Source organism: Bacillus sp. 22475 (assembly GCF_052044835.1).
GTDB classification, from domain to species: domain Bacteria; phylum Bacillota; class Bacilli; order Bacillales; family Bacillaceae_G; genus Bacillus_A; species Bacillus_A cereus.
Window position 1 is genome coordinate 1 of record NZ_JBQENW010000015.1, and the last position, 14,440, is coordinate 14,440.

The window sequence follows — 14,440 nt, forward strand, 5'->3', positions numbered from 1 at the left end:
TATCGTTTCACCGCTTGGATTTTTTCTTTTGAAGAAAATTTAGCTATAAAAAATGCACCTCCAATTGTTAGACTGTGTCTAACAATTGGGGTGCACTTCAATTATCTTGGATGGCTTTTGTTATGTTACGTGTGTAAAGTTATTTTAAAATAACGACAGGGTAATAGGTGAGATTATAACAATATTTGTGTAAGAGAATAAAAAATGTAGATAATTTCGATTTTCAAAAAAATCAATTTGAAAATATGTTTTTATTTTGCAACTAAATATGTTACTATATGTGTGATAAAAACAAAGAGGTCTGACAACTATACTCCACGTAATAACACTCTAATGATTTAAAAATTCAAAAAACTCAAAATTCAAAAATAACAATTGTATTAATGATTAGAGTAAAAATAAGGGGAATGGAGAAATTATGGAGAAAGACACTGCTTTGTAAGGGGCATATTTTATCATCTTGAGCAGAGAGGAGGATGCATAGCATATTGTAAAATATAGAGATAAACAATGAAAAAGTGCTATGCAAATGAAGAGCATGAAGGGACGTTTAAGGCCAGGTGATACGGTAGCAATTGGTTTGATGCTATTTGCATTATTTTTAGGAGCAGGAAATTTAATTTTCCCGCCAGTTTTAGGTCAACAAGCAGGAGAGAATGTTTGGATTGCTACAATAGGATTCCTTGTAACGGGAGTCGGATTACCCCTACTAGCTGTAACAGCTGTCGCGTTTGTAGAGGGGGACTTGAAAGCGCTATCTTCTAGAGTCCACCCTATATTTGCGTTTATTTTCCCATTGATTAGTTATTTAGCAATTGGACCATTTTTCGCGATTCCGCGTACTGGAGCTGTTTCGTTTGAAATGGGTATGAAGCCGTTTTTATCAGAGGCAATGGTTTCAGAGTGGTACATGCTATTTCTTTTCACGATAGTTTTCTTCGGAATAACGTGGTATTTATCATTAAATCCATCTAAATTAGTGGATTGGTTTGGAAAGTTTCTTACACCACTATTAGTATTAATTGTTGCTGTTATTGTCGGAAAGGCAATTATTGATCCAATTGGAGAGCCGGCTGCGCCGTTAGCTGCTTACCAAGAGAATGCTTTCTTTGGTGGATTTATTCAAGGGTATTTAACGATGGATGCAATTAGTGCTCTCGTATTTGGAATTGTCGTTGTACAAGTTATTCGCTCTAAAGGGATAAAAGAGAGTAGCCAAATTGCAAAAATAACAGTCGTATCAGGTATTATTGCTGTACTTGGTTTAACGTTAATCTATTTATCACTTGCTTATCTTGGTTCAACAAGTACATCACTTGGTGTCTCAGAAAACGGTGGTCTTATTTTAACGAATGTTGTAAATGAGCTATATGGGACGAGTGGTAAAGTTTTATTAGGACTTGTTATTATACTCGCTTGTTTAACAACTTCTGTTGGGTTAACATCTGCGTGTGCGGGTTTCTTTACAAACTTATTCCCAAAACTTTCGCATAAAACGATTGTAACAATGGTATGTGTATTTAGTTTAATTGTATCTAACCTAGGTTTAACACAATTAATCGCAGTAACATTACCTGTGTTAATGATCATTTATCCAGTTGCAATTGTATTAATTGTACTTTCGTATTTCCATAAGTGGATTGGGAAGCGTAATACAATTTATATTGGAGCTATTTTAGGTGCATTGTTAATTAGTTTCTTTAACGGTTTAGAAAGTGCGAAAATTAAAATTGACGCGATTTCTAATGTACTACAAATGTTACCGTTATATAACGAAGGAATTGGATGGTTAATTCCATCATGTATTGGCGGGATTCTCGGTTTCTTCTTCTATAAATCAAATGAATCAAGTGAATTACAAAAGAAAGGTGCTTAGGCACCTTTCTTTTTTTGAAGGGGATTTTTGTATTTTGTCTAAGTAATAATTGGGAGGAATGATAAATGGTTAATTTTGAAGATTTTTTAAATTTGGATTTGAGAATTGGAACTGTAATACATGCAGAGGAATTTAAAGAAGCGAGAATACCAGCGATTAAACTAGCAATAGATTTTGGAGAAATCGGGATAAAGCAGTCAAGTGCTCAAATTACGAAAAGGTATAGTCCAGAAGATTTAGTTGGTCAACAAATCGTTGCTGTTGTAAACTTTCCACCAAAGCGTGTAGCTGGATTCAAATCAGAAGTGCTTGTGCTTGGCGGCGTTCCTGAAGCTGGTGATGTTGTGTTACTTCAGCCTAATATGGAATTGCCAAATGGAACGAAAATTAGCTAGGGTGAAGGTAGGGGCTAATATGGATATCGGACGAGAATATTTACAATGTGCGATTTCGAACTTTAAAGCAACAAAGAAGCAAGGGGAACGGGCACTTTCTCAATTATCATATGAGCAAATACAATGGTCTTCTCATGAAGAAACAAATAGTATAGCGATTATTATAAAGCATCTGCACGGTAATATGCGTTCTAGATGGACGGATTTTTTAACGTCTGATGGTGAAAAAACAGATCGTAATCGAGATAGTGAATTTGAGGGATGCTATCATTCAAAAGAAGAAGCCCTTATAGATTGGCAAGAAGGATGGAAATATGTTTTTAATACGATGAATACTTTAACGCCGGAACACTTATTGAAGACGGTATACATTCGCGGTGAAGCACATACTGTCATGCAAGCAATTGAAAGGCAAATTTCTCATTATGCATTGCATATTGGTCAGATTATTTACATTGGGAAGATGTTAAAAGAAAATGAGTGGGAATGTTTAAGTATTCCGAGAGGTCAGTCTGCACGTTATGTAGAGAAAAAACGTTCAATATAATAATAAGAAAGAAACCGATAAAAAATGGGAAATAAGAAAATCAGCCAAATAATAGATGGTTCTGTAATCATAAGAATGCAGCCAAAAATAAGTCCATATATAATAAGAAAGAAATTGAAAAGTGTATTCACAGGGATAAATCGTGAGATGAACACTTGCTGTCGTTTAAAACAATCACTGTGAAATAAATAAAAGCGGAAGTACCATATGGCGGTAACAAGATCTTTCTTTCTCACAATTCTTTTTTTGCATGTATGACAGATAAATGGTGGTTGCATTTCATTACGCTCCATTTTTTATTTTTATAATAATGTGAGACATAAGTAGGTACAACGTGTATGTTCCTATATACGCTCCTGCAATAAGGAAAAATGGATTCAGTAAAATCCCATGAATGCTCGTCATGAAAACTAAATCTTGTATTAAAACATCGTATATATTAATGGAAATAATTGTACCGAGTACATACAGTGCCAAGTACGCAGAAATATGTAGCACAATAGAGATTTTTGGATGCTTAGCGGACAAATAAAAAATGAATGATAGAGCGATTGGTAATATTCCTATTAATAGCTTCAATTCATTTCACCTCATTAACAATATAGCCGAAATTTTAACGGTCTATTCTCTAGGGCTTGTACATAACTTGAAATAGAGAGGTGATAGTATGAATCGGGGCTTTTTTTTTATGAAGTTTACAAGTATGCGTAAGTTAGTTTTATTTGTTATTACTACAGTGCTAGCGACTTTTTTTCTTATTAGTATGATGGTAACCTCTATGAAAGAGACGAAGTCAACGTATTTATATAATTGGTTAAATGAGTTATCGATGAATGGTTACATGTATGTACTTGGAAAAGAGAATCATTATTTTACACAGGAGTATCGAAATTTGAATCAAGATTTTTCAATTTCTTCTTTTCTCTTTTCTATGGCTACAAATATTCGCTTTAATGATGTACGCAGTTTTGTCGGGAAAGAGCTACCCGGGTTTGGTAAGTACGATACAGAAATTGTTATTGCGGGTGAGGGTACAAACTATTCTAACTTACCGATAGAGTCGAGTGTACCTCTTGAAGAAGTAGTGAAAGAACGGACTAGTGGAACTGGACAAGCACCTAAACAAGATACGAATAAAGAGAAAAAACAGCCGTCCCAAACGACCGGGAAAAGACAAGTTGCGTTTATTTATCATACACATAGCTGGGAATCTTATTTACCTTTACTTAACTTAACGAATGACCCGAATCCGAATAAAGCAACGAGTTCTGTATCGAATATTTCTATATTAGGAGATCGTTTCCGTGAACAACTAGAAGGTGAAGGGATTGGAGCTACTAACGATAAGAGTGATGTTGGTCAAAAGTTAATAAGTAAGGGTTTAAACAGTAATAGTTCGTATAAAATGTCACGAGAAATTGTGCAGCAAGCTATGGCTGGAAATAAAGATCTTCAATACTTTTTTGATTTGCATCGTGATAGTGCTCGAAAGAATGTAACGACAAAAACAATTGGAGATAAATCATATGCGAAGCTTGCATTTGTAGTAGGGAAAGGAAATAAAAATTATGAAAAAAACTTACAATTAGCGACAGCTTTACATGAGGCGATTAATAAGAAATATCCAGGAGTGAGTCGTGGGGTCATTCAAAAAGGTTTCCAAACAGGAAATGGAATCTATAATCAAGATTTATCAGGACAAGCGATATTAATAGAAGTTGGCGGTGTAGATAATACGGAGGAAGAATTGAATCGATCAATTGATGCACTTGCTAAAGCATTTGGTGAATATTTTTGGCAGGCAGAAAAAGTGAATGGATAAAGTGAAACTTGAATTAGCCAGGGTATCTATCGATAATTATTAGCTCACTTTAATCTTGGAAAAGCGTAAGTGTAATGCTTACGTTTTTTGTGTTGGTTTGAAATGTGGATAGCAAGATGTCACAAAATGGACATGATTAATAATTATTATAGCGATATCGAAATTTGTCTAATTATAATAGGAGAATTAGAAAGGGATTTTTGAAATGGCAGAGAAAATCTTTTTACAAGGAAAATTTTTATATTATGAAATTGATAGGGTGATTTAGGTGATTAGGGAGATCAAAGTAGAAGATGCAGCATCATTTTTGCAATTAAGTAAGCAATTAGATGAAGAAACGAAGTTTATGTTATATGAACCAGGAGAAAGGAAAACTACAGCTGAGCAACAAGAAAAAATGATCCAGCGATTTATAGAAAATGAATATGCAACAATATTTGTAGCAGTTGAAGATGAGAGAATAATAGGTTTTATATTAGTGAATGGAAATAACATTCAAAGAAAGAGGCATGTGGCAAGCATTGTAATTGGTATTTTGCAAGAGTATAACGGGCGAGGTATTGGGACGAGATTGTTTAAAGAGGTTGAGAAGTGGGCAAAATTACATGATGTATGGCGTTTAGAATTAACAGTAATGGCCCACAATACAAGAGCTCAGGCACTATATAAAAAAGCTGGATTTGAGAAAGAAGGTGTCAAAAAAGCTGCTCTTATTATCGATGGAAAGGACATCGATGAGTATGAAATGGCCAAATTATTAAAATAAGAGGTCGTTATATGAAAAAAAGATGGGCACTACTCGGTATCGTAGCTGCAATAATTATTGTTGGAGTAGCAGGAATCAATTATAAAATGTATAAGGATAAGCAGGCGCGGGAAGTAAGTGTAAATAGTATATTTCCGAAAGCGAAAGAAACGATTGCTAATATGGATGGAGATATTGCGGTAATTAATAATCCGAATTCAATGCTTGTACTTGTGAATAAAAGTAGGCGTTTACCAGATGGTTATAGACCGCCAGATTTAGTTATTCCGAAAGTGCGCTACTCTAGTGAAGGTGATCAAGAAAAGAAAAAGATGAGAAAAGAGGCAGCGAGGGCGCTTGAGGAAATGTTCCAGCAAGCTAACAACGAGCGTATTTTCCTTTTTGCAGTTTCTGGATTTAGATCCTTTGATCGACAAAAAGCATTAAATACGATGTATAAAAAACAAGATGGGGAAGCAAAAACAGCAATGTCTAGCGCGGTTCCTGGCACAAGTGAGCATCAAACTGGATTAGCTATGGATATTACGTCTCAATCTGCTAAATTTCAGTTAGAGACGGTTTTTGGGGAAACGAAAGAAGGTCAGTGGCTTTCTGAAAATGCCCATAAATTTGGTTTTGTGATTCGATACACAAAAGCGAAAGAAACGATTACGGGCTATCGGTATGAACCATGGCACGTAAGGTATGTGGGAAATCCACAAGCTACATATTTGTATGATAATCAACTGACGCTTGAAGAAGTAACAGAGTAAATGATTGAGGGGAGAGACGTATAATGACGATGTTATATAAGAAAAAAGTACATGCATATATTACAAGAGAAAAAGAGGGGGTTATGCAATTACTGGTTTTTAAACATCGTGATATACATGAAGCTGGTATTCAAGTGCCAGGGGGAACGGTTGATGAAGGTGAAACGTTAGAAGCGGCTATATTGCGTGAAGTACAGGAAGAATCCGGATTGCGTCATTTATGTATAGAGCGTTTTTTAGCAGATTACATTATACATGTGAAGGAAAAACAGGAATATGAAAAACGTCACTTTTTTCATGTAACTTTACTAACTGATGTAAAAGATACATGGGAACATATAGTAAGTGCTGGTGAGAAAGATCAAGGTTTAGCGTTTAGCTACGAATGGGTTAATATTGCAAAATGCCCTGAATTAGCAGGGAAACAAGGAGAGTTTTTACACTTATTAGATGAGATATATGTAAAGTAATAAAAGAGTCTGAAGCGAAAGTTCATTCGTTTCAGACTCTTTTTATTTTTCGGGAAATTAAAGGCTTTTTGAATAGATAAATTGAATTTCTTTAAAGGAATATTAGTTTGGAATAGTTGGGGTGAAAAGATGAAAAAGTAAGAGTTATACGCAAAAAAGTTGCTATAAGGGAGAATATAAATGGAGATTCAGTTTAATCCAGTATTAAAAAAAGAATTAACAATTCATGATATACAAACCGAAATGGAATCTGGGCAGTTAACTTCAAAGGAATTAGTGATGTATTATCTTCATAGAATCGCAAAGTATGACCAAGACGGACCGGAAATTAATTCTATTTTAGAAATCAATCCAGATGCTATTTTTATTGCAGAAGCGTTAGATTATGAAAGAAAGACAAAAGGTATAAGGGGTCCATTACATGGTATACCTGTTTTGCTTAAAGACAATATTGAAACGAATGACTCCATGCATACAAGTGCAGGTATGATTGCTCTAGAACAAAATATAAGCAGTGAAGATGCATTTCTCGTTACAAAATTACGAGAAGCCGGAGCGGTAATAATAGGAAAAACAAATATGACAGAATTAGCAAATGCAATGTCTTTTGAAATGTGGGCTGGATATAGTGCAAGAGGTGGTCAAACAATCAATCCATACGGAACGGGCAAGGACCATATGTTTGTTGGCGGATCTAGTACAGGATCTGCGATAGCAGTTGCCGCTAACTTTACAGTAGTATCTATTGGGACAGAAACCGATGCTTCTATTTTGAGCCCTGCTGTTCAAAATTCTGTAGTAGGTATTAAACCGACTGTCGGTTTAATTAGTCGTAGAGGAATTATTCCATTTACTTATTCGCAAGATACAGCTGGACCATTTGCTAGAACGGTAACAGATGCTGCTATTTTGCTAGGGAGTTTAATTGGAGTAGATGAGAAAGATGTTGCTACTCATAGAAGTGAAGGTAGGGCAGAGCAGGATTATACAAAATATCTTAATGTTAATGGCTTAAATGGAGCGAAGATTGGTGTGTTTAACGATGCACCAAAAGATTATTACGAAAATGGTGAGTATGATGAAATCTTGTTTAAGGAAACGATCCAAGTATTACGTAATGAAGGAGCGACAGTAGTAGAAAATATTAATATTCCTTCTTTTCATAGAGAATGGAGTTGGGGAGTGCCGCTTTATGAACTGAAGCATAGTTTAGATAACTATCTTTCTAAATTACCTTCTACTATTCCGGTACATTCTATTTCGGAGTTAATGGAGTTTAATAAAAACATAGCAGAAAGAGCTTTAAAATATGGACAAACTAAGTTAGAGGGAAGAAAAGATTTTCCTAATACGTTACGAAATCCAGAATATTTAAATGCAAGATTAGAAGATATATATTTTTCACAAGAACAAGGCATTGATTTTGCATTGGAAAAATATAATCTTGATGCGATACTGTTTCCTTCCTATATAGCTTCTACTATATGTGCGAAAGCGGGTTATCCGTCTATAGCAATACCTGCAGGATATATGGAAAGCGGGAGACCTTTTGGAATTACGATTGCAAGTACTGCCTTTAGTGAAGGAATATTAATTAAGCTAGCTTACGCTTTTGAACAGGTGACAAAACATAGAAAAATCCCGAACTTATCATGAATAGAATAAGCAAAAAGGACAGGGAATGCCTGTCCTTTTTGCTGTATTTACTACAGTGATAGATTATTCTGTTCTGTTTTATGATATTTTAATAAACTAAAAGATAAACAAGCGGAACATAAAATAAGAATAGAAGCGATGATATAAATTGTACGAACACCGAACATATCAGTAATAATGCCAACACTAAGCATAGATAGTCCAGAGGCTGTTGAAAGAAGTGCACCATGTGCTGTATACATTTTTGATAATAAAGCAGGGGCGACACTTGATTGTAAAACAGTCGTTTGGGAAATATCTCTAATTTGATAACATGGTCCCATTAGAACACATAGGAAAATCGCAATAAATCCGCTACTTGTCATACCATATAAAAATGTAAGAATGCTAAACATAAGAGAGCCTATCGACATGGAGCGTATTAAATTGTTTTGAATATAGGAACTCATTTTCCATGCCAATAGACCACCGATTAACGTGCCAACATAATAACTTGTATTAATATATCCCCACCATTCCTCGCCTTTATGAAGGATAGTCGTAACATATGCCATCGTAATAGCACCAATCCATATTGTCCCTGCGAAAGTTTCAATTAAGTCCATATATGTAACGGTACGGAGAGAAGGATTTTGAAATAAGAGTTTCCAACCTTCCGATAAAGCAGTACTTTTTGAAGAGGGAGGATCTGCTATTCGTTCAGTATGTATGGTACGTAATGAAAAGTGTAATGCAATACATCCCAAAATCATTAACATGTTATTAACCATGAGTGTAGATGTAGCGCCAATGAGAAGAACGATAACACTCGTAAATGAATAAGCGGCGGCTTGCGCAATTTGTGTTGAAAAGGAAAAGATACTATTTACTTTTACTAATTTTTCTTTCGGTGTAAGGCGCGGAAGAATGCTGTATAGTAATGGAGCGCTCCATCCACTACATAATGAAATGAAAAAAATAAAAGTTAATAGAGCTATAATGTTTGTGGATAAGACCGGAAACAAAATCATTAATAATAGTAAAAAGACTGTTTTTAGCCATTGTAGCGTATATAACAACGTATAAGACGGAAAACGATTTATTATAAGTGGTGCAGAGATGTTAGCAATTAGATTTGTGATAACTTGTAATAATGGAAAAAGAGCAGTAATAGTAGCTGATTTAGTTGCTATATAAATATGAGTTGTAATAATCATTACATATACGATGTCAGCGAGAGTAATGCATGTTTTGGAACCTAAGTAGTAGGTTAGTGACAGGTTTCTCAATAAGAATAACACCTCATAAAAATAGTATTTAGTAATTAGAATAATTGTAATTTAAAAAATGAAATTTTTAAAGAATTTAATTTTTTGTCACTTTTTGAAAGGGATTTTCATGTATAATGAAGAATATATTGATATAGTATTATATTAATAATCATTGTAACAGTGAGTATGTACAATAGCTTGTAGCAAACGCCCAAGTGTAAGAAAGGGCGGATAAACCATTCTTTTCTTCATATACATATAGAAAATGAGAAAGAAAGTGAGGGTTGCATATGGCTGCTTGGGTAATTTGGTTTATAATAGCTGGTATTTTATTTATTGCAGAAATGTTGTCGATTACATTTTATATGCTTTGGCTTGGAATTGGAGCTGTTGTCGGAGGTCTTATTGCTTTATTTGCTCCTGATGCACTACTGTTACAAGTTACTGTTGGTGCAATTGTAAGTTTAACTTTGACATTCTTTACGAAAAGAATTTCAAAAAACTTTCGAGAAGCAAAAGGTTTTACTGATACAGTAGATATGCTTGTTGGTAAAAAAGGGATTGTTATGCAAGCGATTACAAATGAAGCGAATGGTATTGTGAAGGTAGATGGAGATACTTGGACAGCTATTGCAGATTCTTTAATTGATGCTGGAGAAAAAGTCGTTGTTATAAAGAGGCATAGTACTATATTACAAGTGAAAAAGGAGAGTGAATAAACATGGTAGCATTAACGTTAACGATTATATTCGCGCTAATTGTAGTAACATTTATCGCATTAACAATTAAAATTATTCCTCAGCAAAAAGTTGGGGTTGTTGAAAGATTTGGTAAGTTTCAACGTATAATGCACCCAGGATTAAATATTTTAATCCCAATTGTGGATCGCGTTCGTGTATATCACGATTTACGTATTCAACAAACGAATGTACCACCGCAAAAGGTAATTACGAAAGATAATGTGCAAGTAGAAATAGATACAATTATTTTCTATCAAATTGTTGAACCAGAACTTGCGACATATGGTATTTCAAACTATGAATATGGTGTGCGTAACATTACTTCAGCAACGATGCGTCAAATTATCGGTAAAATGGAATTGGATGAAACGTTATCTGGTCGTGAAAAAATTTCAACAGAAATCCGCTTAGCGCTTGATGAAGCAACAGAAAAATGGGGCGTACGTATTGAACGTGTCGAAGTTGTTGATATTAACCCGCCAAAAGATGTGCAAGCATCAATGGAAAAACAAATGAAGGCTGAGCGTAATAAACGTGCAATTATTTTAGAAGCTGAAGCAGCAAAACAAGATAAAGTTCTTCGTGCTGAAGGGGAAAAGCAAAGTAAAATCTTGATGGCTGAAGGGGATAAAGAAGCGCGTATTCGCGAAGCTGAAGGTATAAGAGAAGCGAAAGAATTAGAGGCACAAGGGGAAGCGCGAGCAATTGAGGAAATCGCAAAAGCGGAACAAAACCGTATTGAATTGCTTCGTGAAGCGAATTTGGATGAGCGTATCCTTGCTTACAAATCATTCGAATCATTAGCTGAAGTTGCAAAAGGACCAGCAAATAAAGTCTTTATTCCGTCTAATGCAATTGAAACACTTGGTACTCTTGGGGCAATTGGAGAAATATTTAAAGAAAAACAAGCGAAGAAACTACCTTCAAATGATACAGGAAAAGAACAATAAAAGTGAGGAAGAGAAATGGGATACCATTTCTCTTTTTTTGTGCGTATATTCCGAAAAGCTTGTACATATCCATGTATAAAGAAGGTGATGCAGTGAAAAAGTATGCAACTCGAATACATGGGAAGAAACTGATTTCGTTACTCCCTTTATATGCGCTAATAGTAATTATAATAGCGTCGATTTTGACGTCACTTTTACATACAATGAAATCGAATTATGCAAATCAATGGTTTGGAAAAGTATCGATGCAAGGTTTTGTTCAAATGATAGAAAGTGAGAATCGCTATTACGGATTTGATTATTTTAAGCAGAATAAAAGAGAGTCAGTTGGGAATTTAATGTTCTCTATTGCGACAGATTTGAAAATTAAAGATTTAAGAACATTCGTCGGTAAAGAAGTACCTGGTATGTCAAAGTATTATTCTAATATTATCGTAGCTGGGGAAGGGACAAACTTGACGAATATCCCAAATGAATCTAGTGTACCGATTGAAGAAGTAACGAAAGAACGGGAAGTAGCAAAAGATAAAGTTACAGAAGCGGAAAAGAATAATCCGGTTCAGAAAAAGAACGGAGCGAAAAAAGGTGAAAGTGCAGTATATATTTATCATACACATAGCTGGGAATCCTTTTTTCCATTATTACCAGGGGCAACTGATCCATCTAGCCCAGATGTAAATGTGTCCTTACTAGGAAAACGTATGAAGGAACAACTTGAGGGGCAAGGAATTCCAGTAATTCACGATAAAACGAATATGGGTGATTTATTAGCGAGTAAAAAGTGGGTATGGTATCAGTCATATAAAGCATCTCATGAATATGTAAAAGGAGCATTAGCACAAAATAATAAAATTGCGTTTCCGATTGATATACATCGTGATGATCAGCGTAAGAAAGTAACAACAAAAGTAATTAATGGAAAATCGTATGCAAGATTATATTTTATTATTGGGATGGAAAATGAAGGCCGTGCTGAAAATGAAAAAATTGCAAGAGCGATCAATAGTTATTTAGATGAAAACTATTACGGATTAAGTAGAGGGATTTTTCCGAAGTATAAAAAAGATGGAAATGGCGTTTATAATCAAGATCTATCGAAAAATGCGATGTTAATTGAAGTTGGTGGTGTTGATAATACGTTAGATGAATTATATAACACAATTGATGTGTTAACAGAAGCGTTTAGTAAATATTATTGGAATGATGCGGAAAAAGTGAATGGATGAGGGACGGGAGACCGTTCCTTTTTATTTTGAAATCTTAAAATATGATATAATAGAATTTTGTGAATGTTAAATAAAGGGGGAGAGAGAAACATGCAAATACTACTAATACGCCATGGAGAATCAGAAGCTGATATTTTACATGTGCATGAAGGACGAGCTGATTTTGAGTTGACTGACAAAGGGAGACGACAAGTACAAAGACTTGTACAGAAAGTGAAAAAAGATTTTGCACCAGATTTCATTTGGGCAAGCACATTAAAACGCGCTCGCGAAACGGGTGAAACATTAGCAGAAGCAATTGGTTGTCCAATTCAATTAGAAGAGGAATTAATGGAGTTTAATAATGGAATACAAGCTGGCTTATCATTTGAAGAAGCAAAGAAATATCCAGAGCCAAAATTTCTTCATGACCGTTTTGAAAACGGAGAGTCATTTATTGAGTTTCGAATGAGAATAGAAGGGATTTTTTCTAAAATTGTGACAGAGAATACATATGATCGAATTGCGATTGTTGCCCATGGAGGCGTAATTAATAGTCTATTACGTGCATTTTTCAATATGCCAATTTCAATGGACTACTATTTCAAAATGGGAGATACGGGAATAAGTTTAATTGAAATTGAGGGTGAACAAAAAACGGTGCATTTCATTAATGATACGAATCATTTGGACGGGATGTAAAGACTTATGTACAAAGTTGCATTTTTTGATGTTGACGGTACGCTTTTAAGCGAGATTGATAGAAGTATGCACGAAAGTACAAAAGACGCGGTACAAAGATTAATAGATAAGGGGATTCACGTAGTTGTTACAACAGGGAGACCATATAGTTTATGCTCACAATTTAAGGGGCTAGGCATAAAAACGTATATTTCTGCAAATGGTGCACATATAAAATATGGGGAAGAAGTTATACATAAATCAGTACTTTCAAGCGAAATCGTTCATGATATTTCAAATTTTGCTGAATTACATGGTCACAGTGTTTCTTACTTTACAGAAGAATTTACAATGAATGATATTGCCTCCAAAGATGAACGTGTCATACGAGCGTTAAATGAAACTTTAAATTTAGAGCGGTATCCTGACAAAGTTAAAAATTTGTCAGATGAGATGTATTGCATATGTCTGTATGCTGATGAAGCAGAAGCTCAAAAATTCATTGAAAGATATCCAGCACTTACGTTTGACCGTTTTCATGGTTACGTTATGAATGTATTGGAAGATAGTAAAGTATCGAAGCTAACTGCAATTCAAAAAGTATTGGAACATTTAAATATTAGTAAATCAGAAGCCATTGCTTTTGGTGATGGTGGAAATGATATTGAGATGTTGCAGTATGTAGGATTAGGAGTTGCGATGGGAAATGGTGGAGAGGAGTTGAAGAGAAGGGCTGATTTCGTTACAACGAAGGCGAGTGAAGGCGGAATTTCTTATGCCTTAAAGAAGTTGCGAATTATTTAAAACTAATAGTTAGTCAGTGTGAAAAATCCTGTTTTAATAATGGCTTTTGTTAATATGTATACTGTTTTAGGGAATTATTTGAGCTCTCCTACTTACAATTTAACTGCAGAACAAATCCTTTATTTTCGCTTAGCAGGGCTGTTTGGTATGTTGCTGTCACCACTTGCAGGTCGTTTAACAAAGAGGTTTGAAGTAAGAAAGGTTCTTCAAGGAGGATTGTTGATTGCTATTTTTAGTCTAAGTTCAATGGGCTTTGTTTCGGATCTATCTCTACTTGTAATGATGAGTGTCTGTTTTGTAATAGGTATTGCTATATCCGTTCCGTCTTTAGTTTCTCTTGTAGGTCAATTAGGAGGGAAAGCAAGGGGAATATACTTTTATTTTATTTTTAGGTACTAGTATAGGACCTATCATTTCTATTTATCTTATGAAAATAGGAGGTTATGCTCAAACATTTATTTTATTAGGAATGATACTTTTTATTGGTTTTGTAGCTTCTCTATTTATAATTAATGAATGAGTGGAA

Annotated in this window: 16 protein-coding genes and 1 pseudogene; 14 read left to right on the top strand and 3 right to left on the bottom strand. The window is 34.7% G+C overall.

Features of this window, described 5'->3' with window-relative positions:
• Positions 1–538 precede the first annotated feature (538 nt).
• The 3 genes from brnQ4 to ACTJJY_RS20885 all read left to right on the top strand — a co-directional run bounded on the left by brnQ4 (position 539) and on the right by ACTJJY_RS20885 (position 2,818).
• Positions 539–1,876: a branched-chain amino acid transport system II carrier protein BrnQ4 gene (brnQ4, locus tag ACTJJY_RS20875; protein WP_396530541.1), complete on the top strand. Its 1,338-nt coding sequence runs from the start codon at positions 539–541 to the stop codon at positions 1,874–1,876.
• 65 nt (positions 1,877–1,941) lie between these two features.
• Positions 1,942–2,271 (top strand): chaperone CsaA, encoded by a 330-nt coding sequence (gene csaA, locus ACTJJY_RS20880; RefSeq protein ID WP_061661195.1) that lies wholly within the window; start codon positions 1,942–1,944, stop codon positions 2,269–2,271.
• Complete coding sequence (locus ACTJJY_RS20885) at positions 2,252–2,818, top strand: DUF1572 domain-containing protein (RefSeq protein WP_015055115.1); 567 nt, start codon at positions 2,252–2,254, stop codon at positions 2,816–2,818. Before csaA ends, ACTJJY_RS20885 begins: the two co-directional genes overlap by 20 nt.
• On the opposite strand, the gene ACTJJY_RS20890 is transcribed toward ACTJJY_RS20885, so the two are convergent.
• Both ACTJJY_RS20890 and ACTJJY_RS20895 read right to left on the bottom strand, forming a co-directional pair.
• The gene (locus ACTJJY_RS20890; RefSeq protein ID WP_440606431.1) at positions 2,791–3,096 is read right to left on the bottom strand and encodes a permease; all 306 of its coding nucleotides are present in this window, start codon (positions 3,094–3,096) and stop codon (positions 2,791–2,793) included. The two genes, ACTJJY_RS20885 and ACTJJY_RS20890, sit on opposite strands and share 28 nt — an antisense overlap.
• A 4-nt stretch (positions 3,097–3,100) precedes the next feature.
• On the bottom strand, positions 3,101–3,397 hold the full coding sequence (locus ACTJJY_RS20895) for a hypothetical protein (RefSeq protein ID WP_000770728.1): 297 nt from the start codon (positions 3,395–3,397) through the stop codon (positions 3,101–3,103).
• A gap of 88 nt (positions 3,398–3,485) precedes the next feature.
• Between ACTJJY_RS20895 and spoIIP (ACTJJY_RS20900) the strand changes: the two genes are divergently transcribed.
• The 5 genes from spoIIP (ACTJJY_RS20900) to ACTJJY_RS20920 all read left to right on the top strand — a co-directional run bounded on the left by spoIIP (ACTJJY_RS20900) (position 3,486) and on the right by ACTJJY_RS20920 (position 8,284).
• Positions 3,486–4,640, top strand: a complete 1,155-nt coding sequence (spoIIP, locus tag ACTJJY_RS20900) for a stage II sporulation protein P (RefSeq protein WP_001079283.1) — start codon at positions 3,486–3,488, stop codon at positions 4,638–4,640.
• Positions 4,641–4,908: 268 nt separating this feature from the next.
• Complete coding sequence (locus ACTJJY_RS20905; protein ID WP_002093964.1) at positions 4,909–5,406, top strand: GNAT family N-acetyltransferase; 498 nt, start codon at positions 4,909–4,911, stop codon at positions 5,404–5,406.
• Positions 5,407–5,417: 11 nt separating this feature from the next.
• Positions 5,418–6,158 (top strand): M15 family metallopeptidase, encoded by a 741-nt coding sequence (locus ACTJJY_RS20910; protein WP_000747650.1) that lies wholly within the window; start codon positions 5,418–5,420, stop codon positions 6,156–6,158.
• 23 nt (positions 6,159–6,181) lie between these two features.
• The gene (locus ACTJJY_RS20915; protein ID WP_016512975.1) at positions 6,182–6,628 is read left to right on the top strand and encodes an NUDIX hydrolase; all 447 of its coding nucleotides are present in this window, start codon (positions 6,182–6,184) and stop codon (positions 6,626–6,628) included.
• A gap of 180 nt (positions 6,629–6,808) precedes the next feature.
• Complete coding sequence (locus ACTJJY_RS20920; RefSeq protein WP_440606432.1) at positions 6,809–8,284, top strand: amidase family protein; 1,476 nt, start codon at positions 6,809–6,811, stop codon at positions 8,282–8,284.
• Positions 8,285–8,334: 50 nt separating this feature from the next.
• On the opposite strand, the gene ACTJJY_RS20925 is transcribed toward ACTJJY_RS20920, so the two are convergent.
• The gene (locus ACTJJY_RS20925) at positions 8,335–9,552 is read right to left on the bottom strand and encodes an MFS transporter (protein WP_440606433.1); all 1,218 of its coding nucleotides are present in this window, start codon (positions 9,550–9,552) and stop codon (positions 8,335–8,337) included.
• Between the two features lie 272 nt (positions 9,553–9,824).
• Here ACTJJY_RS20925 and ACTJJY_RS20930 point away from each other — a divergent pair, with 272 nt between their 5' ends.
• The 6 genes and pseudogenes from ACTJJY_RS20930 to ACTJJY_RS20955 all read left to right on the top strand — a co-directional run.
• Positions 9,825–10,253: an NfeD family protein gene (locus ACTJJY_RS20930; RefSeq protein ID WP_440606434.1), complete on the top strand. Its 429-nt coding sequence runs from the start codon at positions 9,825–9,827 to the stop codon at positions 10,251–10,253.
• A 2-nt stretch (positions 10,254–10,255) separates the two neighbouring features.
• A complete protein-coding gene (locus ACTJJY_RS20935) occupies positions 10,256–11,224 on the top strand; it encodes an SPFH domain-containing protein (protein WP_000226254.1) in 969 nt (322 codons plus the stop codon).
• Positions 11,225–11,244: 20 nt separating this feature from the next.
• Positions 11,245–12,450, top strand: coding sequence for a stage II sporulation protein P (gene spoIIP, locus ACTJJY_RS20940; RefSeq protein WP_440606487.1), 1,206 nt, complete (start codon positions 11,245–11,247; stop codon positions 12,448–12,450).
• A 90-nt stretch (positions 12,451–12,540) separates the two neighbouring features.
• Complete coding sequence (locus ACTJJY_RS20945) at positions 12,541–13,131, top strand: histidine phosphatase family protein (protein ID WP_001166442.1); 591 nt, start codon at positions 12,541–12,543, stop codon at positions 13,129–13,131.
• Positions 13,132–13,137: 6 nt separating this feature from the next.
• Positions 13,138–13,914, top strand: coding sequence for a Cof-type HAD-IIB family hydrolase (locus ACTJJY_RS20950; protein WP_440606435.1), 777 nt, complete (start codon positions 13,138–13,140; stop codon positions 13,912–13,914).
• Between the two features lie 30 nt (positions 13,915–13,944).
• Positions 13,945–14,434 (top strand): annotated as a pseudogene (locus tag ACTJJY_RS20955) (MFS transporter); the annotation flags it as partial.
• Between the last annotated feature and the right edge of the window lie 6 nt (positions 14,435–14,440).

What these genes read in the sequence shown, in the direction of transcription:
- brnQ4 (WP_396530541.1), top strand. Translation starts at nt 539, where the DNA reads ATGAAGGGACGTTTAAGGCCAGGTGATACGGTAGCAATTGGTTTGATG.
- csaA (WP_061661195.1), top strand. Translation starts at nt 1,942, where the DNA reads ATGGTTAATTTTGAAGATTTTTTAAATTTGGATTTGAGAATTGGAACT.
- ACTJJY_RS20885 (WP_015055115.1), top strand. Translation starts at nt 2,252, where the DNA reads ATGGAACGAAAATTAGCTAGGGTGAAGGTAGGGGCTAATATGGATATC.
- ACTJJY_RS20890 (WP_440606431.1), bottom strand. Translation starts at nt 3,096, where the DNA reads ATGCAACCACCATTTATCTGTCATACATGCAAAAAAAGAATTGTGAGA.
- spoIIP (WP_001079283.1), top strand. Translation starts at nt 3,486, where the DNA reads ATGAATCGGGGCTTTTTTTTTATGAAGTTTACAAGTATGCGTAAGTTA.
- ACTJJY_RS20910 (WP_000747650.1), top strand. Translation starts at nt 5,418, where the DNA reads ATGAAAAAAAGATGGGCACTACTCGGTATCGTAGCTGCAATAATTATT.
- ACTJJY_RS20915 (WP_016512975.1), top strand. Translation starts at nt 6,182, where the DNA reads ATGACGATGTTATATAAGAAAAAAGTACATGCATATATTACAAGAGAA.
- ACTJJY_RS20920 (WP_440606432.1), top strand. Translation starts at nt 6,809, where the DNA reads ATGGAGATTCAGTTTAATCCAGTATTAAAAAAAGAATTAACAATTCAT.
- ACTJJY_RS20930 (WP_440606434.1), top strand. Translation starts at nt 9,825, where the DNA reads ATGGCTGCTTGGGTAATTTGGTTTATAATAGCTGGTATTTTATTTATT.
- ACTJJY_RS20935 (WP_000226254.1), top strand. Translation starts at nt 10,256, where the DNA reads ATGGTAGCATTAACGTTAACGATTATATTCGCGCTAATTGTAGTAACA.
- ACTJJY_RS20945 (WP_001166442.1), top strand. Translation starts at nt 12,541, where the DNA reads ATGCAAATACTACTAATACGCCATGGAGAATCAGAAGCTGATATTTTA.
- ACTJJY_RS20950 (WP_440606435.1), top strand. Translation starts at nt 13,138, where the DNA reads ATGTACAAAGTTGCATTTTTTGATGTTGACGGTACGCTTTTAAGCGAG.